General features: G+C 53.8%; 28 protein-coding genes. 5 read left to right on the top strand and 23 right to left on the bottom strand.

Annotation, left to right across the window (positions count from 1 at the left end; all coding sequences use genetic code 11):
* A complete protein-coding gene (locus CKW37_RS21835; protein WP_095158338.1) occupies positions 1 to 777 on the top strand; it encodes a cytochrome c in 777 nt (258 codons plus the stop codon).
* Entirely contained in the window at positions 767 to 958 is a 192-nt protein-coding gene (locus CKW37_RS21830; RefSeq protein WP_095158337.1) for a hypothetical protein, read from the top strand. The genes CKW37_RS21835 and CKW37_RS21830 overlap by 11 nt, the downstream gene beginning before the upstream one ends.
* A gap of 67 nt (positions 959 to 1,025) precedes the next feature.
* Here CKW37_RS21830 and CKW37_RS21825 read toward each other — a convergent pair whose 3' ends face one another.
* The 20 genes from CKW37_RS21825 to CKW37_RS21745 form a co-directional block, all read right to left on the bottom strand.
* Positions 1,026 to 1,358 (bottom strand): DUF2790 domain-containing protein, encoded by a 333-nt coding sequence (locus tag CKW37_RS21825; RefSeq protein WP_095158336.1) that lies wholly within the window; start codon positions 1,356 to 1,358, stop codon positions 1,026 to 1,028.
* Positions 1,359 to 1,437: 79 nt separating this feature from the next.
* On the bottom strand, positions 1,438 to 1,623 hold the full coding sequence (locus tag CKW37_RS21820) for a hypothetical protein (protein ID WP_095158335.1): 186 nt from the start codon (positions 1,621 to 1,623) through the stop codon (positions 1,438 to 1,440).
* 205 nt (positions 1,624 to 1,828) lie between these two features.
* A complete protein-coding gene (locus CKW37_RS21815) occupies positions 1,829 to 2,197 on the bottom strand; it encodes a hypothetical protein (protein ID WP_256587826.1) in 369 nt (122 codons plus the stop codon).
* Positions 2,198 to 2,241: 44 nt separating this feature from the next.
* Positions 2,242 to 4,335 (bottom strand): integrase, encoded by a 2,094-nt coding sequence (locus CKW37_RS32575; RefSeq protein WP_143502091.1) that lies wholly within the window; start codon positions 4,333 to 4,335, stop codon positions 2,242 to 2,244.
* The gene (locus CKW37_RS32570; protein WP_159985301.1) at positions 4,325 to 5,776 is read right to left on the bottom strand and encodes a site-specific integrase; all 1,452 of its coding nucleotides are present in this window, start codon (positions 5,774 to 5,776) and stop codon (positions 4,325 to 4,327) included. The genes CKW37_RS32575 and CKW37_RS32570 overlap by 11 nt, the downstream gene beginning before the upstream one ends.
* Before the next feature lie 82 nt (positions 5,777 to 5,858).
* Positions 5,859 to 6,941, bottom strand: coding sequence for a site-specific integrase (locus CKW37_RS21805; RefSeq protein ID WP_159985299.1), 1,083 nt, complete (start codon positions 6,939 to 6,941; stop codon positions 5,859 to 5,861).
* A gap of 383 nt (positions 6,942 to 7,324) precedes the next feature.
* A complete protein-coding gene (locus tag CKW37_RS21800; RefSeq protein ID WP_095158331.1) occupies positions 7,325 to 7,969 on the bottom strand; it encodes a hypothetical protein in 645 nt (214 codons plus the stop codon).
* On the bottom strand, positions 7,948 to 8,283 hold the full coding sequence (locus CKW37_RS32565) for a hypothetical protein (RefSeq protein WP_143502087.1): 336 nt from the start codon (positions 8,281 to 8,283) through the stop codon (positions 7,948 to 7,950). Before CKW37_RS32565 ends, CKW37_RS21800 begins: the two co-directional genes overlap by 22 nt.
* Before the next feature lie 19 nt (positions 8,284 to 8,302).
* Positions 8,303 to 9,394: a hypothetical protein gene (locus tag CKW37_RS21795; protein ID WP_095158330.1), complete on the bottom strand. Its 1,092-nt coding sequence runs from the start codon at positions 9,392 to 9,394 to the stop codon at positions 8,303 to 8,305.
* A gap of 84 nt (positions 9,395 to 9,478) precedes the next feature.
* On the bottom strand, positions 9,479 to 9,859 hold the full coding sequence (locus tag CKW37_RS21790) for a hypothetical protein (protein ID WP_143502085.1): 381 nt from the start codon (positions 9,857 to 9,859) through the stop codon (positions 9,479 to 9,481).
* A gap of 327 nt (positions 9,860 to 10,186) precedes the next feature.
* Positions 10,187 to 10,534 carry a hypothetical protein gene (locus tag CKW37_RS21785; protein ID WP_095158328.1) on the bottom strand — a complete coding sequence of 116 codons (348 nt, stop codon included), beginning with the start codon at positions 10,532 to 10,534 and terminating at the stop codon, positions 10,187 to 10,189.
* 160 nt (positions 10,535 to 10,694) lie between these two features.
* Positions 10,695 to 10,853, bottom strand: a complete 159-nt coding sequence (locus CKW37_RS32825; RefSeq protein WP_159985297.1) for a hypothetical protein — start codon at positions 10,851 to 10,853, stop codon at positions 10,695 to 10,697.
* A gap of 44 nt (positions 10,854 to 10,897) precedes the next feature.
* The gene (locus CKW37_RS21780; RefSeq protein ID WP_095158327.1) at positions 10,898 to 11,134 is read right to left on the bottom strand and encodes a hypothetical protein; all 237 of its coding nucleotides are present in this window, start codon (positions 11,132 to 11,134) and stop codon (positions 10,898 to 10,900) included.
* A 102-nt stretch (positions 11,135 to 11,236) separates the two neighbouring features.
* A complete protein-coding gene (locus CKW37_RS21775) occupies positions 11,237 to 11,470 on the bottom strand; it encodes a hypothetical protein (protein ID WP_095158326.1) in 234 nt (77 codons plus the stop codon).
* 31 nt (positions 11,471 to 11,501) lie between these two features.
* Positions 11,502 to 11,771, bottom strand: coding sequence for a hypothetical protein (locus tag CKW37_RS21770; protein ID WP_095158325.1), 270 nt, complete (start codon positions 11,769 to 11,771; stop codon positions 11,502 to 11,504).
* The gene (locus CKW37_RS21765) at positions 11,768 to 12,133 is read right to left on the bottom strand and encodes a hypothetical protein (RefSeq protein ID WP_095158324.1); all 366 of its coding nucleotides are present in this window, start codon (positions 12,131 to 12,133) and stop codon (positions 11,768 to 11,770) included. The genes CKW37_RS21770 and CKW37_RS21765 overlap by 4 nt, the downstream gene beginning before the upstream one ends.
* A gap of 124 nt (positions 12,134 to 12,257) precedes the next feature.
* Positions 12,258 to 12,941 carry a GNAT family N-acetyltransferase gene (locus tag CKW37_RS21760; protein ID WP_095158323.1) on the bottom strand — a complete coding sequence of 228 codons (684 nt, stop codon included), beginning with the start codon at positions 12,939 to 12,941 and terminating at the stop codon, positions 12,258 to 12,260.
* 376 nt (positions 12,942 to 13,317) lie between these two features.
* Positions 13,318 to 13,512 carry a hypothetical protein gene (locus tag CKW37_RS21755; RefSeq protein ID WP_095158322.1) on the bottom strand — a complete coding sequence of 65 codons (195 nt, stop codon included), beginning with the start codon at positions 13,510 to 13,512 and terminating at the stop codon, positions 13,318 to 13,320.
* 13 nt (positions 13,513 to 13,525) lie between these two features.
* A complete protein-coding gene (locus tag CKW37_RS21750) occupies positions 13,526 to 13,711 on the bottom strand; it encodes a hypothetical protein (protein ID WP_095158320.1) in 186 nt (61 codons plus the stop codon).
* Positions 13,712 to 13,939: 228 nt separating this feature from the next.
* A complete protein-coding gene (locus CKW37_RS21745; RefSeq protein WP_095158318.1) occupies positions 13,940 to 14,188 on the bottom strand; it encodes a PapB/FocB family fimbrial expression transcriptional regulator in 249 nt (82 codons plus the stop codon).
* Between the two features lie 168 nt (positions 14,189 to 14,356).
* Here CKW37_RS21745 and CKW37_RS21740 point away from each other — a divergent pair, with 168 nt between their 5' ends.
* Positions 14,357 to 15,457 carry a restriction endonuclease gene (locus CKW37_RS21740; protein ID WP_256587825.1) on the top strand — a complete coding sequence of 367 codons (1,101 nt, stop codon included), beginning with the start codon at positions 14,357 to 14,359 and terminating at the stop codon, positions 15,455 to 15,457.
* A 389-nt stretch (positions 15,458 to 15,846) separates the two neighbouring features.
* Here the strand turns inward: CKW37_RS21740 and CKW37_RS21735 are convergent, their stop codons facing one another.
* From CKW37_RS21735 to CKW37_RS21720, 3 genes are all read right to left on the bottom strand, one after another.
* Entirely contained in the window at positions 15,847 to 16,233 is a 387-nt protein-coding gene (locus CKW37_RS21735; RefSeq protein WP_095158316.1) for a hypothetical protein, read from the bottom strand.
* A gap of 537 nt (positions 16,234 to 16,770) precedes the next feature.
* Complete coding sequence (locus CKW37_RS21725; RefSeq protein ID WP_095158312.1) at positions 16,771 to 17,256, bottom strand: hypothetical protein; 486 nt, start codon at positions 17,254 to 17,256, stop codon at positions 16,771 to 16,773.
* An 11-nt stretch (positions 17,257 to 17,267) separates the two neighbouring features.
* A complete protein-coding gene (locus CKW37_RS21720; protein WP_095158311.1) occupies positions 17,268 to 17,510 on the bottom strand; it encodes a hypothetical protein in 243 nt (80 codons plus the stop codon).
* A 1,012-nt stretch (positions 17,511 to 18,522) separates the two neighbouring features.
* Between CKW37_RS21720 and CKW37_RS21715 the strand changes: the two genes are divergently transcribed.
* Both CKW37_RS21715 and CKW37_RS21710 read left to right on the top strand, forming a co-directional pair.
* On the top strand, positions 18,523 to 19,005 hold the full coding sequence (locus CKW37_RS21715; protein ID WP_095158310.1) for a hypothetical protein: 483 nt from the start codon (positions 18,523 to 18,525) through the stop codon (positions 19,003 to 19,005).
* A 73-nt stretch (positions 19,006 to 19,078) separates the two neighbouring features.
* Positions 19,079 to 19,423 carry a hypothetical protein gene (locus CKW37_RS21710; protein ID WP_095158308.1) on the top strand — a complete coding sequence of 115 codons (345 nt, stop codon included), beginning with the start codon at positions 19,079 to 19,081 and terminating at the stop codon, positions 19,421 to 19,423.
* The last annotated feature ends 52 nt before the right edge of the window (positions 19,424 to 19,475 follow it).

Below are 19,475 nucleotides of genomic sequence, written 5' to 3'. Positions count from 1 at the left end.
ATGAAGAGAACAATTACAACGTTGGTAGCAGCAGGCGCCGTGGGTAGTGCGGCGGCGTTGGGGGCCGCGTATTTTGGCCTGGTCAACGTCGGTGCTGATGATCCTCACTTCCCTGCCGTGCATGCTTTCCTCGCCATGGCGCGGGATCGCTCTATTGAAGTGCGCGCACGGGACATAGAGGTCCCGAACCTGAAGGATGAAACCCTTATCCGTACTGGTGCCGGTAACTACAATGCTATGTGCATTGGCTGCCACCTCGCGCCTGGGTTGGAAAAAACCGAGCTCAGCCAAGCGCTTTATCCGGCACCGCCCAATCTTGCCAAGATTGGTTTAAGCGATGACCCCGCAGCTGCCTTCTGGACCATTAAACACGGTATCAAGGCTACCGGCATGCCCGCTTGGGGCAAGAGCATGGGTGATCAGTACATCTGGGGTATTGTCGCTTTCCTCGAGCAAATGCCGCAGATGAACGCAGAGCAGTACAAGGCCCTGGTAACAACCAGTGGCGGCCACCAGCACGGTGGTGGGGAAAGTGAGATGCACAACCATGAGGGCCAGCATGGCGGCAATGACCCAGACCATCATGGCAAGGTTTCCTCAGAGGCTGGGCACCACGATATGGAGCAGTCAGAGGCTCATCACTCACACTCGGCAGACTCCGAGGGTCACGAGTCTGAGGGCGGCCATCATGATGCTACCGAATCCGATCAGCATTCCAAGCCAAGCTCGAAGACGCACACACACAAAGATGGAAAGGTACACACCCATGAAGGCTAACAGCCGCTTTCTCAGGTTGGCCGCCCTCGCGACATTCATCGCGCTGCCACCAGTCTACGCAGCCGTGCCGACCACGATTGATGTTCATCGGGAAGTGGATGGTGTCACTCATGCATACCAGGTCATCGCTCTCAACAAGACCGGGCAGGATGAAGTGGTTGCTGAGTATCCAGGCCACTGATCGACGTATTCCCAACGCAAACGGCGCTTTTAAAGGCGCCGTTTTCGTTTGGATAGCGTCCAAGATCTCAGTTCTGTCCGCGGCAATTGATGCCAGCTGCACGGTATTCGAGAATGTTGAGTTTGCCTGTCGAGTCTTCATAGGTCATTTGCGCAGGCATCACATCACAGCTTCCCCGGTTCGAGGTCACAGCAATCACTTTTGCTACATCGAGCTCCATGCCGTAGCGGTAGTGGACTACCTCAGGGGGATTTTTACCGATGGAGGCTGCGTATGCGCGCATGGCCTGCTCATTCGCCTGAATCATCTTCCCGTGCAGGCGGTCGGACCCGCCCTCAGCCATCGCGGCCGTGGAAGCGATCAGAATTAGTAAGGCGGCAATGCCGTTGAGAGCTTTCATGTTCGTCACTCCGATTTGGTGTGACTGAATCTTAGGGGGCAGCACCTGTCTCTCGGGTGATCTGTGGATTACATCTTTGTCAGTCGGTAAGGGTGTTGCCGCTGACCGAAAACTGACCCAGTAAAGGCTGTTCTGCCGACTGAAAACTGATCCAGATGTTCAACTGCTTCTGCTCGCTTTCCGAGCAGGAGAACACAGGGTGATCAGCATGGAAATGTTGGGGAAAATTCGGCGGACGTACTTTCGCGACAAGCTGTCGCTGCATCAGATATCTCCTATGTACCAAGCGGCCTGGAGAGTTTGGAAGTGCGCAAAGCGGTATGTGAAATTCTGGAAGGCGGTAACACCGCGTTTCAGGAGCGCGCCCGACGATTACGAGTCCGCCCGTAAAGGTGAGGCCATGGTGGGGGGAGTACTTTCTCCTCCTAGCCACCGCACTCATCTCACCGCGCTCATCTCGGTGAAGCTACCTACCGTGTCTGCTGACGATTGATCGTAGGCAAAGGGCGGGAAAGAAACTGCTCATCCAGGCCTCGGCTATATGCGTTATACGCCCACCTCACGAACTGTTCGAGCAGTCGATCATTCTCCATTTGCAGCCGTTGATTCTCGCCTTCCAAACGTGCGATCCGCTCGTTTGTCGCTTGAGACTCTGGGTTTATGGCCTTCTTCTGCTCAGCCGAAACGAGAAGTGTTTTTTTACGTAGAGAGAAAGCACGCCTAATCCGCTCATGTTTATGAAGCGCCTGACGTGTATAGGTCACCCGCAAACGGCGTGCGACACTTTGGATTAACAGTTCCCAAGTCAATTTTCCTGACCAGCCATCAAGGATCGACACGATCTGCTCTATAGCGCTAGGGGTAAGGTTTCTCGAACGAGACATCACTGCTCCTCAGACTCTATGCGTTGCACATTTGGATCATCAATGGCCGAGGATTGAAGTTCACGCGCCTTCACAATTTTATGATGCGCCAGTAATTGTTCCAATCTCGACGCGGGTACTACTCCACTCGGCTGGATAATCGCGTTCGCCGCAACGGAAGGGTCCTCAAAAATCGCATGCAGTTCATCCAATCGTTTTAAGGTCAGCGTCTGGTGTTCGACCCAACGGTTGGCACCAAACTCCTCTTCGCCCAGTGCTTCTAAGGCTTTCGCAAGGAGGACCTGGGTTTCCTGACGATGCTGACGAATAGCCTGCTCTCTAACCCCATCACCTTTGATGCACACATGCTCATCACAATTAAGGCAATCACGATAAAGCTGACAAGGCAGCATGGAAAAATCGTGCAGGCAATATCCCAGGTCTGTTGTATGGGCGGTCACGATCTTCAGTGCTGCAAATTGATCCCGTGCAATCAAACTATTGGGTGGAATACTCGCGACATGCCCGGCCGACTTTTCCGGATCACCTAAAGCTGATCTGGCGAGTGCCAGCACATCCCTGTCAGATTGATGGTCATAGCAGCTATTCTGTCCAACCTTGGCGCGACCGCTCCACTTAGCTATGTCGAGTTGTGATAATCCGCCCATCTGCGCTATGGTATTCAAAAAATGGCGAAATTGATGCGTCGTAATTTTCATTGGACTGCCATCAGGCTCACTATAATCGAAGCGGTCAAAAATATTGAGAGACCTTCGCTGACTGGACAATTGCTTCTGAATATAACTAGTGTCTGGTAATACAATTACCCCACGGTACGTTCCCCAGGCCTCGGTTAACTCATTGAGGCGCGTCAAACAAAGCGTTTCACTGTACTTTAGGTTGTTCTTCTGGTCCGCCATCGGAAAGTTTAGTGGCAGCATCGATGTGATCACTCGCTCAACGTCCGCGAACAAGAACCTAGGGGCATTTTTATGCTGAGGGTCATACGGAATGTGCTCAACGATCCCTTGCTTCCTGCACCATCCTGACCCGCGCTCGACTTGATTACCATTGGGCAGCGGATTGAGAAAAACAATCGCACTCACTTGCTCTGGACTAATTAACGACGTCCCTCGGAGCGCCTCCAACTCAATGGGTAAATATATCGCGTTAGGATACTGCTCGTACCACCGAGCCACTTCTCGCGCAGGTGCAGAAATAGCTCTGAGTTTACTCACTGCCTCACGAGCAACACTGGCCATTGATTGCACCACCCATTTGACTTGTGCCTTTCCACCCTTTGAAGGCATCCAGCGCAATCCATATAATTGTTGATTTGTTTTTGGATCGAATTCCTCGACTTCGCATTGGTTTGAAATAGATAGCACCTCATTAATGCGACTCGGTGCCGACGCTAGCAATGCACACACACTGGAGGTGAAGACATCATTTGGCTTCTCGGCGGTTCTGAAGATTTCGGCAATCGCTTCTAACGAGCTCGGCGAGGGCAGACGTGCCTGGCGCGATGCATCAAACTCCGGGCCCACGCGACGTTCAAATGTTGTTGGCGAGCGAAGCGGATTTTGCCACTGTAGAGGCATCGCGCAGAGTCTATGCTCAACTAGAAACTGCGAGATGCGTTTGAGTTCAACGCCGGCAAAAAAAGCGGCAGAGGCTTGGTAACGCTCATTGAGTATTGCACACGCGCGATTAAAGTGCCCCAGCCCTGCCTTGATAGGCGTGACGCAACCTTCCGTTTCTTCCAAAGCTACAGCCAAGGAGCGGAGCGCGGCCAATCGTGAACTTACGGTTGTATAAGCACACATCGCATAGTCATAACGACAGTAGGCTTTGGCAAAGTCTTTGAAAGGCTGCGGTAAACAACAAGAGTCCTTTTGCCCTCGCCCACTGGGGAAGCCATAAAATCGGATACTTGAACGAGAATTACGTCGCTTCAATCGAACAAAATTGGTGACGTCCCAACTGTCTGCATCAAATATCAGCCCACTACCAAAGGCAGTCAGAGAATCTCTGGCTAGACTAATGAAGTCTCTAAGGTTTTCCTCAGCCGCCTGTTCTGCTCGGGGCTTGAACAGAATAATCCTATCGTCCAAGAGTCTGCTCCTTTCTGGTGCGGCATAGTCGAATCACCTCTGCCACTGCGAGCAACGTTCGATCATTGACCGCCGCAATACGCGCGTCCGAATAGCGTTTAGCGTCCTCAAGCAAGAAATCCAGGACCGCCTCATGCGGTCCATCCAGCCAAGGTTGAAAACATTGACACGTGTAACAGGCCACGGGAGCATTCAATCCACAGAAACTAAAGCTTCCACAAGATCCCATCGGCCGTGCGCTTTGATCGATACGCAGATCAATAATTCGGCTGGAACGGTCTGCCCCACGGACAGCACTGCCCTCATGAGCTATCAGTTGACCTTTAAAGGCTTGAGCTAGTGGCGCCATGTACAGTGCTGTCGCCTTTTCAATGCGCATCGCAAGCTCTGGTGTAGCGGCGACATAGACCCCAGCAGAGTCTGTCCGCGAATGATCAAGCAAGTCCGCGATGACCAACACCCCATGGCCTTCCCGCGCAAGATTTGTCCCTAAAGTGCGCCGAAAGCGCAGGGCACAGATATTAATTACGGCCCCTGTCCGCTCAGATCGAACGGAAAGTTTCTTCAACCCAGACACTAAAAGATTTCTTATATTTTCACTGGTACGATGGAACCTGCCCCATCCTGGTACATCCGCCCGATACTGTGACTGCCGGGGTAAAGGAAACAGGGGTGCCTGCTGGGTGTCTGGAAGCTCTCCAACAAAACTTTCACTTACGCGTTGAGCGTAATCAAACAGAGGCCGGCCAATTTGATGAACTAGCGCTCTTGGCTTTAGCTCCTGACGTATCGATTGGTTTTGTTGCTTCGCACGCGGAATGCGCAAAATAAAAGACTCTGTCCCATCCGCAGCCACAGAGCACACCACATCACAAACCTTCAAGGCCGCCAATTGAATTGGGCGGGAACCCAACGCAATAAACAACCATCCCAGTAGGTAAATTTCCTCAGACAAAAGTCCCGCCCCATAAGCGTCATTCAAGGCATCTTGAATACCTACTTGCTCAATTTCCGTAAAGGGGCCCAACTCGGGGTCCCACGTCAACACGGCAATCCCAGTTTCTCGTTTTCGAAGCTTTTTCATGTCTAGGACGTGCGTAACATCACCGTGAATACCTGGCAGCCCCATTGCATGCCATCGGCGCAAAAAAGCAAAGAAATTGCGTGTTCGAAAGTCATTGGCATCGCAATGTATCAATACGTCATTTCCGCTGATCAACTCTAACGGTTCAATACACCGCTCCTGCATTCGCAAAGCAAACGCTTTCAAACCTATAAAATGCCCCATCAGGGTGCTCGGCGCTCTATTTTCAGCAAACCAAATCAACGTAAGGCGAACTGAAGCCAGGAGCACGAGGGAAAAATTCAGCCCAGAGAAATTCATGTAAACCGAGTGCACGCCGTCTCTATACGACCAAATTGGCTGGTTAGGGTCAAACACAACTCCGCCTTTGCTCCGAACTACTGAGGGGAGTGACGAACAGACATCACGTCTAGGGATTACGAGGTCTATCTCTGGACTTCTACTCATCCGAATGCCCCCCCAGACGCAATTGTTTTTGCAGTTGCAAGGATACAGCGGTGGCCTTTTTCTTGATGTGGCGCTGGTTATATACAGCCGCCATCCCAGATGCCTCAGACCATCCCATCAGGCGCGATCGCAACTTCTTCTCCAAGTCCGGTGAAACATTACTTCTATCGACTTCCTCCGAAAAGAGATAATTCCACGTATGGCGAAGAAGATGAGGGCATAGATTTGCCGGCAATTCCGGACAGTTTTGTCGAAGGGTAACGAAGATTTTATTTAGCCCAGCAAGACTCAGCGGCTTACCGGTCCCGTCGGCCACCCAAAGATATTCATGCCTTCGCGCGCCTGCGATATTACGACGCACGGACATTACATACGACCGAGTGAGTTCCGCCAACTCTGTATCTAACGACAATAAGCGACCGCTAGTTTTAGTATTTGGTTGTCTCAATCGGGGATCCGCAGGATCATCTGCCCTTCTGGAAATTAGAACCTCATTGGTTTGAAAGTTAACATCCGAAATTTTTACACCAAGCAACTCAGCTCGCCGCACGCCCAAGGACAACAACCAGCGAATCATTATGTAGTTTCGATACCGCACACCGCCATGCAACCAAGGATTATTCTCAAATTTCGGATCAACGATCTTTTGCAGCAGCGATAACGCTTGCTCGTCTAGCCCCTCGCGAGGGGCAACATTTGAAAAGCGGCGTACTGAAGGGATGCGAGCTTTTATGGATGCGGATACTCTCTCGCGTAACTTTTCTAAACCAGAGAAGTGTGGGTGCCCAGCCCCTATTTTTAGCAAGTAATCGGTAACGGCCCAGTTGAGGTATCGGATTATGTACAAAAGCCGTATGGCAATAGTGGGAGGATTAATTTCTTTTGAAATCTCACCCCCCGTATAACATGGCCATGTAAACATACCATCCCCACATTGCTCCTCAACGCTGGCTGATATTGGTAACTTACACGCACCAACAACAGCTTCTATATCTCCTGCAGTTAGAATTTGGCCGTCACGCAACCGGGCATACAAATCTATTTTTAATTTGTCCAAAGTAATAAACAAAACCATCAGAGAGCGAAGTGCTTGATGGAGAGTGTTCACTGACAAGTTAGTTGCTCTTAACTCTGCAAGAGCCCAAAGCGTGGCACTGTGTACGGGCATACCATCTTGCCGAGTACAAAGGATGGGGAACCGTTCACCACTATCGAACCGCACAAGCTTGATTCTATAAGGGTTCATTGTTTACATACCCAACAGGTAAATAATAATCAACCTTAGATCACAATTTAACCTTGCGCAAAAAATTACAATAACTATTTGTTTTTATTGTCTATTTTATAGATAAGTTTACATTCCAAAGAATGGTCATGCTGACTGCAAAAGTCCGCGACTAGGCGGGCTGGTAGGGCAGGGCGATTTCATACGTGTCCTGAGCAATGCTGCAAATAGCCTCACCACTTCGGGTCTACCCACTCTGCATCTTCGTAGGAATCCAGTATGTCGGGGGCTATCAAATGCTTTGCCCCATTACGCTCCCAAATGGGGAACAGCGTGGGGTACATAGGATCTAAGCTGGCAAGCAAGCCTGCTAGTCTTTCTTTACGCTGCTTCTTTGACCAGCTACAGAAAACCGCACCACGGCTATCTAACTTTTGTCCTGGATGCGGATGACGGCAATCAATTCGTTGCCAGCTTTCAATAATTGCTTTCGCTTGAACACCAAAGTCATCTTCCAGCGCGGCTAATACGATGTACTCCAGCGCGTAGGTCATTGCCTGTTCTAGTTTCGTGTTATCGAATGTTTGGAGCGACGCACGCAGCATGCTGCATTGGAGGAGTACAACAGGCCAGAGAATCTCAACCCCGTAACGGACACCCTTTTCAGGAAAGTGCGCCGGAGGTTGAAAGATCTGGCGCTGCTTTTCGTAAGCTTTTCTGACATCAAAGGCCAAGCCTAGGAACCAGCTCTCTTTGTCCTCAAGGAGCATCGACTTTTCGTTAACTACGTGTACGACTTCGTGGAGAGATTTGAGTGAGGAATAATCACCACAAAGAACGATCCCGGCATGGTTCTTCAAAAGGCCATAAGTGAACATTGTCCTCTCCGATTCTGAAGCTTGGTATGTGATCCGCGGTTGCGCGTAGCCCCGATCAGTTGTGTCATGGTCGCTTTCCTATGACTTAGTTCAAGACAGACTGTTTCGCAAAATGGTCGCCACTTTTTGTGCAGGTGTTTCGGTACTCCTGCTTGGAGTGGATCCAGTATGCGAATCAACGCAAGCCCCTCTGCACAGCGAAGCTTGTTCTCGCCGGGCTGCACGTCCGCGGCTCCGAACATGTAAGCCATGCCTGCCGCGCCTTCTTCGACGAAGACCGTGGCGGCCATTTCTTCAAACGGGACTTCAAACATGGCTCGGTTTCCTTGATGCCTACTCGGACTTGCTACCAATCATCCCAATTGACCATCCGCTGGGGTTTCCGATGCTGTTCACCGTGTATTTTTGGAAGAACTCCGCGCTGGACTCGCACTGGGTCTGCACCATAAAGAAGCGAATCGTGCATTCCGAGCCTTTGTCCTGAAACTCCGGCCCTGGCTCGTTAATGTCCAGTAGAGCGGTTGCTGCGTGAAGCATCTTCTCGAAGGAGTCGAGCGATCTGTTCAGGAGCAGATCGCGCCAAGTCCCCTTGTGATGAATTTGGCCAGCGTAGGTGAACCGCTTGCCCCCAAATTCTTTTTGCTGCAAATGGCCCCAGCAGAGGAGCAGGGTATCCGCACCAGTGCTCGCTTTGGCGCTCTCCAGCATCACTCGACGGACCTCATCTGCCATCTTGTCATGATGATCTAGCGGCATGTAAGCAAGGCTGGTCAGGAAGACCGGCACCTTTTCGCTCTCGGATATTTCACTGCTACACGGCATGAAGAACGATGGAGCACCGTATTCATAATCTTCGACATAGGTATCCTCGATCAGGTCGAAGCCCTGATCGCTGTAGAAGTCCCAGAAAACCCCTGGTTCAACCGGATGAGAAATGCGCAGACGGTCGGTTAAGTTATTCAGATTGATGCCTTCGAGGCCTGGCGCACCTCCGAGCAAATCTTTGAGCATGGCATCAGATACCCGAGGATCATCAAAGCCCGGCACATAGAGGCTCAAATCATCGTCTTCGACCGGAGAATGCAAGGTATTCCGGTCGATGGATATGGGCTTGGGCACTTTGGCGCTGGAAGGACTGAGGTTAGCAGCCAGATGGATGGCCATCGCTGGGTTGAGCGCAAAAACATCAATCATCACAGCGATATAGCTATTCCGTCGAGCCATCAACTCGGGTACCTCTAGTTGCTCGTCTGGAACACTGGGCTGCCTATTCCCTATCGCGCTGGTAACTGCATCCCAAGTTCGGAAACCGCACAGGTTTGCATACATTGCTGCGGCCTCTGCACGCTCGATCCCCAAGCTCTTGCCGCAGGCCTCGACCCATAGGCGAGCCAATTTGTGTTCAGTTGCGATGAATTGCGTCATGACGGGGGGGCCTCATTACTCAAACAGGACTGGAAGCGAGCCGCGACATAATCGATTGGGTGACCATGGTCACGGTTTCCGCGATCAATTCATGGTGGGGGACTGGGTATCACCTGCCGCTTTCATCGGGAACAGGTAATAGTTCCGGCTCGACTCCGTGAGCCATTCAGTAAAGATGTTGCTAGTCAGTGTCTCGGTGAAACCGGATTTGCGATCCAGGGGAACAACCAGAGTCACCATAGTTGTGACGCCGGGGCAGATTTCCCGGTCGATTACCTCCAGCCGTTGGCCATCCACAGTGCCTGTGTAGATGCACCCCTTGGCGCCCTCGAAAGCGAGCTGATCCCCGTTGCTTGGGGCAGAATGGTCGCCCACCATCACTACGCGCTCCGGCACAATCTGAGCCGCAGCGGCATGCACTGCCAGTGAGACAAAGCAGGCACACGCAACAAGAATCTTTTTCATGGTCTTTCCCATGCTTGGAGGCTCTGAATATAGTTTGACACAAGCAGCAAATGGTTCCTTCTAACCCACCCAATCCGAATGTAATAGGAAAACAAAGCGCGGCCGAGCGGTCACGGCGAAAGGCTTCCTGGTCCGCTCTCGTGAGAAGCGTGGAAAACTTCCTCGCAATATATCCTAACCACCTAAGCCGCAAACCCCCGTAAACACGGGGTTTTGAGCCTTGTGTCAAACTTTATTCCTGTGTGTCAAACTTTATTCCGTGCTGCCAAACGCGTGCTTCACCAGGTGTTGGGTGAGCGGCCATGTTCGTTTTCCTTCTTGTCTGGATCAGCGACCCACACCCTTGATGTCACCCGACATGGTTTTGGCATTGCCTGCAATTTTCTGGCAAATGACATCACCGGACATGGTGCCTACGTCGCCGGAAACATCCGCACAATGAACGTCACCACTCATGGTTTTGATTCGACCAGCTGAGCCTGTGACCTCGATGTTCCCGGAAGTGGTTTCGACCGACTCGGCGTTGCCGTTGACGACGACACTGATAGGCCCGATCAAGCTATCACCGCACTCAACACCGTCGATCACTATTCTGTCGCCAGTGACGCTGATGGTGCCTCCGGTAAAGATTTGACCGTTGATTGTGACGCTGGAACCGCCAGTTTTAATTTTCATATCGTGTCCTTTTCCCTGTGGCGTGGTGTGGTGTTGCGGGCCGGCATGCAACGGCCGAGCGAATTCCTCGAACTGGTCGACGGCGGATTACGGGCGTAGCTGCTGCAGGCGCTTACGGGCGGTCAGCGCCAGTTCAAGCTTGAGGTCGGGAAAATCATCCTCAGCGACCCGCCCGGCCCCAGCAGTCGATAATCAGGTCATCGGCCAGGCGCAACCGCCCCTCCAGCTCGCGCTCATCGAAGGCCTCCGCCACGGCCTTGATCGCCTGGCGAATGGCCCCCAGGGCGGCGTTAGGGTTGTGCGGAACTGGGATACTCATGGCGGTGCCCTCGATCAGGTGGGGTGGGGTTCAGTTTTCCTGGGTCAGATTTCGGTACTGCCCATCCATTTTCCACCGAGGTACCCATCCGCGCCGTCGTGGGTGATCGACTCGTGTTCATCTGCGAGTGCCTGGAGGCTTTCGTGGGTCCAGCCGGAAGCCGGGGCTAGGAACGTTTTCAGCACCTGGCCGGCAAGCGTGCGAATTTCAAAATCCCCGTGGACAAGCGGGCTTAAAATGTCGGGCTCATCGCCCTGGTGATCTGTGACAAGGCACAACATGAACGTCCTCTCCTGATGACTGGCTGCACTGGCCGAACCAACGCCTCTACGTCTTTAGCCCCGGATGCCCGGGGCTTGGGATGCAACTGAGCGTTATCCCTCTTACGCGGCGTCGGCGTCTTCGTCCATGTCGGTCGGGGTGTTCTTCTGGATGGCCAGGTGGGCGTCGGCCGCCCAGGCCTCGAACCAATCAACATTGGCGCGGTACACCTGGGCGAAGGTCATTTCGCCGCTGTCCAGCTCCTCTTGGTGCATCGGCTCAAAACCGCAGGTGTTCTCGTACTGCTGCAGCCAGGCGCGCTGCTCGAGGGTGGCGGTGGTGCTGTAGACCGGCATGGCGGATCTCCTTGATCGGGTGGGGTGTGGTTCAATCGGTGATCAGTTCGCCGCGCTGGTGACGCACCTGGGCACCGACTACGGACGCCAGGAAAATGGCCGACTTGCACATCTCCTGATGCAACACCTCCAGCGCCTCAGGCGAAGCATCGCCCGGGGCATGGATCGAGGCATGCAGGGCCTGCCGATAGGCATTGAGCGCCGCCACGGCTTCAGATAACTCAAAGGTCACGTTCACAGGGCCGGCCAGCAGTGCCGGCGCAGGGGGCGCAGGCTTGGGGGGCTTCGGGGTCGTAGTCATGGGTGGGGTTCCTTTCCAGGGTGAATGCCTGGCGTATCGGGCGGGGCCTGAATCAAGCTCTTGGCCGCTCCAAGGATTTCAGAAATCAACGTTTTCAGGTCTTCAGCGTCTTCAGGCTTGAGGGCGATTTTCCAGGCTAGGTCGCTGTCACTACCGCCAGTCACATTGACCCCCCGGAGTTTGTCGAAAGTCATCGCGGCTTCCTCGAAGCGCAGATCACTCAGCTTGACCGTCATCTTGGCGTAAGGCTGGCCAATGCGGCCAATTTTTACATGCAGGAATAACGGCGAAACCTCGAATATTACTGGGTGACAGTTCGCCAACTCGCCAACGGGGCGAAACTCACGGGTTTGCATCAGCATTACAGGTTTTCCTGTTCGATCCTGGGCACGATCATCATGTCCCTCTACGTCCTCGGCCCCACATTTTGGCGGGGCTAGGGCGTCCTGGGGCGTTGTCCTTGATCAGTGAACGTCGCGGGCAATGTCAAATTGCATCAGCGTGGCTGAGCCCTGATTGACGTTTTCGCACATAGGCCTCCACCTCGGAGATCTTTTGCTCCTGTACCCGCCCAAGCTCCGCAAGAATTGCTTCCGCTCTGCCCCCAGAGTTGCGCTTAAAGGCCGCAATGGCTGTCTGGATCGGCTCGCTGTTATCGAAACCCAAGACGTTCATCACTCCGTGAGGCTTGTCCACTCCCCAGCTCATGCCAACCTGCATCATGTCGCTACCGGTAACCCTAAACCCCAAAGCCTCGTAGTACGGCACTTTGTCCACGTTGCAGGACAGGCCGATGAAAGTGAATTTCTCCATGATGACGCCAAGCATCGCCTTCATGATCCCCTGTCGACGATGACGCTTGTCAACCACCACATAGTTGAGGCCGCAATCCGTCGGCGGGGTCTTGCCACCGAGGTAGGTGGCGAAACCAATAACCTCTCCCGTAGCTTCATCTCTCGCGAAGACCGCACCAGCACGTACCTGGTAGCACCCGGTACGTGCATCATCAAGATAAGCCTGCACCTCGGTCTCCACCTGAGCGATACAGAGGCTACTGGTGGGGCCGTGCGGCTTCACGTACTTGTTGATCAGATCTACGTAGTAAGCCCGAGACAGGCGCAAAGCCTGCGCTTGGTCGGACTCTGTGAACGTTGTTGAAAGCGTGAACATTTGTATAACTCCCGTGTAAGTGCCGTGACTTTTCCTGTTTGATCTTGGGCACGGAAACCGCACCCATTCTACGCTGCCCAGCGATGGCTGGGCTTAGGCGTACTTGGCCGTGTTTTTCCTACTTCTGAGCTGGTTTAAGCCGGTCAGCCTCGACCGAGAAAGCTTCCGCATCACGCGCGTGCCTCGCTGCGTCCTTCATTGTTTTGGCAACCTTGCACTGGTCCAAGCTGCCCAAACGCAATTCTTCAAGCAAAGCAATTTTGTATCCAAGAGTCATAGCAATTTTCCTGCTCGATCCTGGGCACGGTTACCATGCCCCTCTACTGCCGCTGCCCAGCACTGGGGCTGGGCTTGGGCTTGGGCTTAGGGATCTCAGTTACTCATCGGGCCAGTCTGGGTAGATGGCCATGCACTTCACCTCTTCGCCAGAGTCCGAATTCTCAGAGGCGGGAAGGTCGAGCAGCCCCCTCTCCTTGGCGTCATCAAAAGCTCTATGGAAAATGGTGCGCAGGTCTTCAAAATCAAAGGCCTCGGGATAGGCCACTCGGAAGGTGATATCTGCTATTGGCATCGTAAGTTTTCCTTTAGCCCGCGAGTGGCAGGCGGTTGTTCAGCTCGATCAGCTTCTGGTCGTACTGCTCGACCAACTCGCTGTACTCCTTCGATTCCCAGCTTTCCAGGCCACCGGCACCCAGCACCGAAAGGCAGTAGTCTTTCTGGCCTTGCACCGAGAGGATTTCGTCAGCGATTAGCTGCTGGTAGTGATTCATCGTCGCGGCTTCCTTGGGGAAGACGCCCAGCCTCAGCTGGGCGGCATGGTCAAAGGGTGTCGTCACCTTCAAGGTCCGACAGGCTGTCGGCCAGGTCGATATCGACCTTCACCAGGTCAGCATCATCGACCACTACGAACGAACAAGCGCTGTCATGCTCGCCTGCTGCATCGCTTCAATGAGGTTATTTTACCTTATATGGTAAAGCTGGCAAGCTTTATTTTACCTTTAAAGGTAAAACTCGCTAAGTGCCGCTGCGCGCCGATGCTCAGCCCGGATTACGTCCAGGCGTCGTGAGAACTGGCTCATGTTCACACCATGCTTTGTCCAGGCCTCACTGGCGGTCAGGCCATCAACAAGGTGCTCCCGTAGCGCCTCGATCAGCGCGGGGGCGCGAATGGAAGTACCTTCCAGCAGTAGCTCAAAATGCCGGGGATCGACCTTGCCAGCGATCAGCCCCGAATCAGTATCAACCATCAAGAATCAGCCTTGTGCGAATGAATGTAGCTTTACCCTTTATGGTAAAGCCCATGACGGCTACAAAGCAACTTCAAATGCCTGACGAATCGTCGCTTGATCGACGGTCAAATATCGCCAGGGTGCAGATCTGGTTGGGGCGCCCGAGCATCAGCAAGATGTGACTGGATGAAAAGCGCGGCCAGTGCGTCGAGGTCCCATACACGCACAAGATCCGCTGCCCTGTGGAGGGCTCTGATTGCCAGCAAAAGACAGCACCTGTCCGGCAAGATGGTGTTTTTCTTTGCGGAGCAACGTATGGCCCGGCGGCGTAAAACCTCGACTCTTGATGACCTGCTGAACATCGCCATGAAGATGCCCCTTTGGGCGAACCTGGTTATTGCTGGTGGTTCTTTTGCCCTACTGCGGTATTACGCTGGCTCCTCTTTACCAGTGATGCAGCACGCGGCCACCGGTGAGCTTGCTCAGGCTTACGTGGACTACTTCCTCAAGCTGATTGCCTATTTAGGCCAGTTTTTCATCCCCGCTGTATTCGTTCTCGGCGGTATTTTGGGTTGGTTGCAGCGCTCTATCAGAGCGTACAAGTTCAAAAGCATATCCAGGGCCAAGGAGCCGGGTATGGCTTTGCGGGACCTGACCTGGGAGCAGTTTGAGCGCATGGTTGGGGAAGCATTCCGCAGGCAGGGCTATAGGGTTGAGGAAACCGCGAAAGGTCCGGACGGCGGGGTCGATCTAGAACTTCGCAGGGGAGGGGAGCTGTTCCTGGTCCAATGCAAACAGTGGAAAGCCGCCAAGGTAAGCGTTCAGGTTGTGCGCGAGCTATTCGGCGTCATGTCTTCACGCGGTGCTGCAGGTGGTTTCGTAGTGACTTCAGGGGTGTTCACCAAGGATGCCTGGGCGTTTGCCCGCGGTACGAGTGTGGTTTTGGTGGACGGAGCGCGACTCGTTGAGATGTTCAAGCCAAGCGCCGCGGAGGAGCAGGCTCAGCGCTCGGGTGGTCCAGCGCCCGCTGGCAATCCTACGATCGGAGAGACGGCTTCGGTTATGACTGTTGAAGCAGTCGTCGAGCATTCAGCCCACTCCAGCGATACCGAACAGTTGATGGCTTGTCCACGTTGTGGAGGAAAGATGACTCCTCGTTATGCCAGAGCCAAGAACAACGGTATTGCAAACAACGTATTCCTGGGCTGTCTTAACTTTCCCACTTGCCGCGGCACTCGGCAGCTAGACGGCTGGTCTCGCCAAAGCGAAAAAGTTAACCGGGCTTAAAGAGTTTGCTTTGACATTGCTGACTTGAACTGCGAGCCCGATCACGTCGCCTACCAGGGTAACTGCTTCTTAAGCGTTGCCCTCGGTGATCGTTTCAAATTCTCTGTGCGGGATGATGCGTGTGTAGATGAACTGGATGAGAGCCAGCAGCATGTAACGTTTACTGCCAATAGGCCGATTGGCGATCCCTGCAGAGTGGCGTCACTAAAGGTGGAGAAAACCCGGGACCATTCACTTGTCAGAACTCATCAGAGGGCAGGGCGGATACTAGCAGCCACACCACCAGGTTGGTGGGCTGGCTGCTGTTGAGATAGGACGTAGTGAGGAAGGATGTTAAAGACCACCAGGATCAACGTGAGCAAGTCATCTTTCAACGTTCGCGTTCGGGTTTAGAGGGGCAACATGGTTGAGCGATAGAGAGCAGACCATGACAGCAGCGTCGCGCTAGGATGCTCCAGCGCAGAACGGACCATGTCCTCTGCATTCTGGCCGGTACTGCTGTGGACCGCTTGTCCGAGTCGCACCAGTTCAACTGCAACGGCCTGAGCTTGGGCTTTGGTCGCGAATTCAAACTCCTTGGCCTGGCCGTAAACCAAGACTGCATTGAAGCGCGATTGCAGCATTGCGATTGCCTGTACCTCGGCCTCAGGCACCAGGATCTGTACCCCGTCAAAAAAGGCAAGTCGTACACCTTGCAGTGCACCCACTGCGTCCATGTAGCGCGACTCGTCGACCTTGGCCAGGACTGATGGGTACTCTGGGTAGTCGTGCGTCATGACAGGCTCTCCATCAGCTCGTAACGTAGTTTCGGGAGCACGAACAGTGCTTTTCGTAGAACTCCACGGCCTTGAGGTCAGGCATGTTGGTCGGACACGGCTGCAGAGTTTTGTTCTTAAGGATGCACGCACAACCTTCTTCGAAATACTCCCTGTTGAGTCGAAGGCGTTCCTGCTCCTTGATCGGGTCGATCTGCATGGCTTTCTCCTATGTCGGCGCAGAAGCGCCCTTTAATCAGCGATAACTGAATGGGGGTTGGTTAGGTCTCTCGCTCTGCATCCCGTTGTTCATCTGGGCCATGCGCCAAAGTTCAGCATCCCCCCACGGTCAAAACAACCCACCAGGCAGAACTGGAGCCGTATCAGGCCGGCGTTTGGTAGTAGCCCTACTGGCTGTCCTTTACTGGCGGTGTAGGCCCAGCACCACAGCGCTGTCAAAGTATGACTACCAAAGTTCTGAGGGGCCTTGCCTGAACCGGTGACATCTTGATTTCCTGCAGGGGAGTTTTGCCCTGTACGTTTGTGACCTTGGCCCTCCTAAGAGTCGACGCTGGCCATGAGGGTGGCGTTGAAGCGTCGCCTCAGCACGTCACCGAGTTGTTCGGCATCGTTTACCGCGTCGGCGCAGTCGCGCGAGACTGCGCTGGCCAGCGCATCATGAAGCCAGTGGCTCGTATCGGGGCTACTCAGGATATTCTGAATTTCACATTCAATCGCTTCCGGTGTCGAGTCACGTTGCTCTTCAACACCAGACCAGTAGGCGGTTTCCCAAAGCTTCTTCGGGAAGCCGTTCATGAACTCTGGGTGGAACGGTGCCTCTTCCCGGCTGCCGATGCGTGCTTGGTTGGCGTCATTGAACCCCTGGCGTTGGCCCTCGTCTTCACAGAACCTGAGAAGCTCAACCACCTCCAGTCCGGTGAAAGCGGACTGGTGGCGGCCGCTCCACGGCATCTGGCCGCATTCATTGAAAAAGATGATGGGCGCGTGTTCAGACGGTTTTTCATGTTGCTGGATAAAGGTCATGCTCAGTTCCTTTAGTGCTGTGGCTGGGTGCCTTCGTCTGCTTTGGCTTCATCCTGGGCGCGAAAATGCTCGATCAACTCTGCTTCCGCGCCAGCCCAGGTCAGAGCCTCCGACATGTCCTTGAATGCGCGCATCTGCTTGTCCGTCTTGCTGATGCTGAGCTCCCGTTTTTCGACTTGTAGCTGCCACTCCGTGTCGGTCTCACTGACCAGTTTCGCTGCTGAGATGTTTCCTGATTTGGACGCTAAGAGCATTGCTTGACCCTCCATATTCTCGCGCGAAAACCCGAGTTCACTACGTCCTTGGCTCAGCGGTTTGACGGCTGGGCCTGGACGGGGTTTTGTTGTTCGATTCACCTGATGTAATTGATGCGGCTAATTCCGGATATCGACTGCGAACGCCTCGCGACGTCGTTTGGGATCCGCGCTGCCGCTCAAGAACAGCGTTCTCGCTCCCCCCATCGTGGATGATGTTGGCATCGCGAAGCCGGCGATCCAGGGCGGCACCGGAAGATTCTTCGGCCAAGCTCCAGCGAGAGATATTGAGCATCCCTGTTTTCGCCAGTGGTCATGTACGACTCCGTTGTCATAGGGCCGGCATCGGCGGCAGTTGGCACTAGGGACTTCACTGCGACCTAACACAACCCCAAGCCGGAGTGAATTTTCTCACGCGCCAGGAATACACAAGCGCCAGTCGACCCCCTCGAAAGGGGCGGACTAATTGGCTATCCCGATTGGCAAAGCGATGCACTGGTCATTCCAGAAGAATCTTTGGTGCGTCGACTGGCGCCCGGTGGGCGCGACAAGTACAGCCTGGCTCCCATCGGTGGCTCTGCCGTTTCAGCACACAGTCATTGGAAGGGAGAGGGTTCCTGGTGTGATGAAGTTGCAAGTTGTGTGCGCAATCTGGAGGACGCCAAGCGCCGTCAGGCCGAGTCTGCCCGCAACGCCGGATGACTTCCCAGGTGACGTTGTGAAATTTGTACAAGCCGCGAACGAAGACACCGGATGGTTCATGCAAAAGGTGCATGGGGGCGATAACGCTCAATTTTACGAGGTGGCAACGTACCGGTACCACTTTGCTTCAGCAGTAGCTCAATTGCTTTCCTGCAGAGCGCGGGTGATATACTGGCTGACTCAACGTGCCATACCGGCACATGCGGCTAGCTTTGCCCGACCTCGGTCGAATAAGCACCTTACACAAACCCATCAGGGGCTCAAGCCCCTATGGGGACTGGGCTCCTTCCAATAACTGAAGGAGCTTCACATGCAGAAATACACTGTCATCGCTATCGTCGAGACAACTGGTCAGATCGTCTCCAACCACGTATTAGCTGACCATCCTCAGAACGCTTTTGCATCTGCCGCAGCGATGCATGACAACCTCACCTTGATCGTCGCCCTTCCTGGTTGGCAGGTAGAAGACAAGAGTGTGCACTTCCCAGGGGAAAGTTCAGTGGATAGCGCGACTGTACTCGGGCAGCCTGAGGTTTTCGGTGAGCCGCCGTGCAAAGTCACAGCGGGGGAGGTATCTGCCGTCCTCAAGGCCTATTCCCTGCGTGTGTGTAACACCAACGGCCTCTCATTCGACGACATGGCGAAAGAGTTGGTCCAAGATCTGGACCCTCGTGAAATCATCAGCGCCACCTACACGGATGTGCCGAATGGAGCAAGTGCGGAGATCTGTCAGCAAGTAACCTTCGATGGTATTCATGCTGCCTTAGTTGCAACCGGCACCATCGAGTTCTGATCCAGACCCATAACCCTAGGGGGTTCAAGCCCCTTTAGGGCTTGGCCTCCTACTTACCAGAGCAGGAGTAGCTATGAATAATTCAGCAGTAGACCAAGCCATCATGGCCAGTGAAGCCCGATTCATTTTCGGGATCAAGCTGGTGGTGCCTGAGTTGTTCGCTGATCCTGGGTTTCAGGATTTCGTGAACAGCTCGCAGGTCATGACCTGGCACAACAAGAAAGGTCCGATCGACCCAGATGATCTGGCGGACGTCGTAGTTTTCGTCGACCCCAGTCTCAGTGGCGAAGGCACCGATAGCGACATGCCCTATTGGAATGCCATTGTCGAGAAGCTGAAGGCTGCTTTGTGTGAACGTCAATACCGTGCGCAAGCAATGATGCGCGAGCATCTGGTTGTGGTCCTATCCAACAACTAAACAGAAGCCCCACCTCGGTGGGGTTTTTTGCTTTTTGCTACGGTGCGAAGTC

Origin of the sequence: Pseudomonas sp. Irchel 3E13, from assembly GCF_900187455.1 — a bacterium.
GTDB lineage: Bacteria > Pseudomonadota > Gammaproteobacteria > Pseudomonadales > Pseudomonadaceae > Aquipseudomonas.
Note: the sequence above shows the minus strand (reverse complement) of the source record. Positions and strands in the feature narration are given on the sequence as shown.

What these genes read in the sequence shown, in the direction of transcription:
- CKW37_RS21805 (WP_159985299.1), bottom strand. Translation starts at nt 6,941, where the DNA reads ATGGTTTTGTTTATTACTTTGGACAAATTAAAAATAGATTTGTATGCC.
- CKW37_RS21715 (WP_095158310.1), top strand. Translation starts at nt 18,523, where the DNA reads ATGCAGAAATACACTGTCATCGCTATCGTCGAGACAACTGGTCAGATC.
- CKW37_RS21745 (WP_095158318.1), bottom strand. Translation starts at nt 14,188, where the DNA reads ATGGTTGATACTGATTCGGGGCTGATCGCTGGCAAGGTCGATCCCCGG.
- CKW37_RS21795 (WP_095158330.1), bottom strand. Translation starts at nt 9,394, where the DNA reads ATGACGCAATTCATCGCAACTGAACACAAATTGGCTCGCCTATGGGTC.
- CKW37_RS21775 (WP_095158326.1), bottom strand. Translation starts at nt 11,470, where the DNA reads ATGCCGGTCTACAGCACCACCGCCACCCTCGAGCAGCGCGCCTGGCTG.
- CKW37_RS21725 (WP_095158312.1), bottom strand. Translation starts at nt 17,256, where the DNA reads ATGACCTTTATCCAGCAACATGAAAAACCGTCTGAACACGCGCCCATC.
- CKW37_RS21790 (WP_143502085.1), bottom strand. Translation starts at nt 9,859, where the DNA reads ATGAAAAAGATTCTTGTTGCGTGTGCCTGCTTTGTCTCACTGGCAGTG.
- CKW37_RS32565 (WP_143502087.1), bottom strand. Translation starts at nt 8,283, where the DNA reads ATGTTTGAAGTCCCGTTTGAAGAAATGGCCGCCACGGTCTTCGTCGAA.
- CKW37_RS21760 (WP_095158323.1), bottom strand. Translation starts at nt 12,941, where the DNA reads ATGTTCACGCTTTCAACAACGTTCACAGAGTCCGACCAAGCGCAGGCT.
- CKW37_RS21735 (WP_095158316.1), bottom strand. Translation starts at nt 16,233, where the DNA reads ATGACGCACGACTACCCAGAGTACCCATCAGTCCTGGCCAAGGTCGAC.
- CKW37_RS21785 (WP_095158328.1), bottom strand. Translation starts at nt 10,534, where the DNA reads ATGAAAATTAAAACTGGCGGTTCCAGCGTCACAATCAACGGTCAAATC.
- CKW37_RS21710 (WP_095158308.1), top strand. Translation starts at nt 19,079, where the DNA reads ATGAATAATTCAGCAGTAGACCAAGCCATCATGGCCAGTGAAGCCCGA.
- CKW37_RS21830 (WP_095158337.1), top strand. Translation starts at nt 767, where the DNA reads ATGAAGGCTAACAGCCGCTTTCTCAGGTTGGCCGCCCTCGCGACATTC.
- CKW37_RS21800 (WP_095158331.1), bottom strand. Translation starts at nt 7,969, where the DNA reads ATGTTCACTTATGGCCTTTTGAAGAACCATGCCGGGATCGTTCTTTGT.
- CKW37_RS21770 (WP_095158325.1), bottom strand. Translation starts at nt 11,771, where the DNA reads ATGACTACGACCCCGAAGCCCCCCAAGCCTGCGCCCCCTGCGCCGGCA.
- CKW37_RS21755 (WP_095158322.1), bottom strand. Translation starts at nt 13,512, where the DNA reads ATGCCAATAGCAGATATCACCTTCCGAGTGGCCTATCCCGAGGCCTTT.
- CKW37_RS21820 (WP_095158335.1), bottom strand. Translation starts at nt 1,623, where the DNA reads ATGCAGCGACAGCTTGTCGCGAAAGTACGTCCGCCGAATTTTCCCCAA.
- CKW37_RS21720 (WP_095158311.1), bottom strand. Translation starts at nt 17,510, where the DNA reads ATGCTCTTAGCGTCCAAATCAGGAAACATCTCAGCAGCGAAACTGGTC.
- CKW37_RS21825 (WP_095158336.1), bottom strand. Translation starts at nt 1,358, where the DNA reads ATGAAAGCTCTCAACGGCATTGCCGCCTTACTAATTCTGATCGCTTCC.
- CKW37_RS21835 (WP_095158338.1), top strand. Translation starts at nt 1, where the DNA reads ATGAAGAGAACAATTACAACGTTGGTAGCAGCAGGCGCCGTGGGTAGT.
- CKW37_RS32825 (WP_159985297.1), bottom strand. Translation starts at nt 10,853, where the DNA reads ATGAGTATCCCAGTTCCGCACAACCCTAACGCCGCCCTGGGGGCCATT.
- CKW37_RS21740 (WP_256587825.1), top strand. Translation starts at nt 14,357, where the DNA reads ATGAAAAGCGCGGCCAGTGCGTCGAGGTCCCATACACGCACAAGATCC.
- CKW37_RS21765 (WP_095158324.1), bottom strand. Translation starts at nt 12,133, where the DNA reads ATGCTGATGCAAACCCGTGAGTTTCGCCCCGTTGGCGAGTTGGCGAAC.
- CKW37_RS21750 (WP_095158320.1), bottom strand. Translation starts at nt 13,711, where the DNA reads ATGAATCACTACCAGCAGCTAATCGCTGACGAAATCCTCTCGGTGCAA.
- CKW37_RS21780 (WP_095158327.1), bottom strand. Translation starts at nt 11,134, where the DNA reads ATGTTGTGCCTTGTCACAGATCACCAGGGCGATGAGCCCGACATTTTA.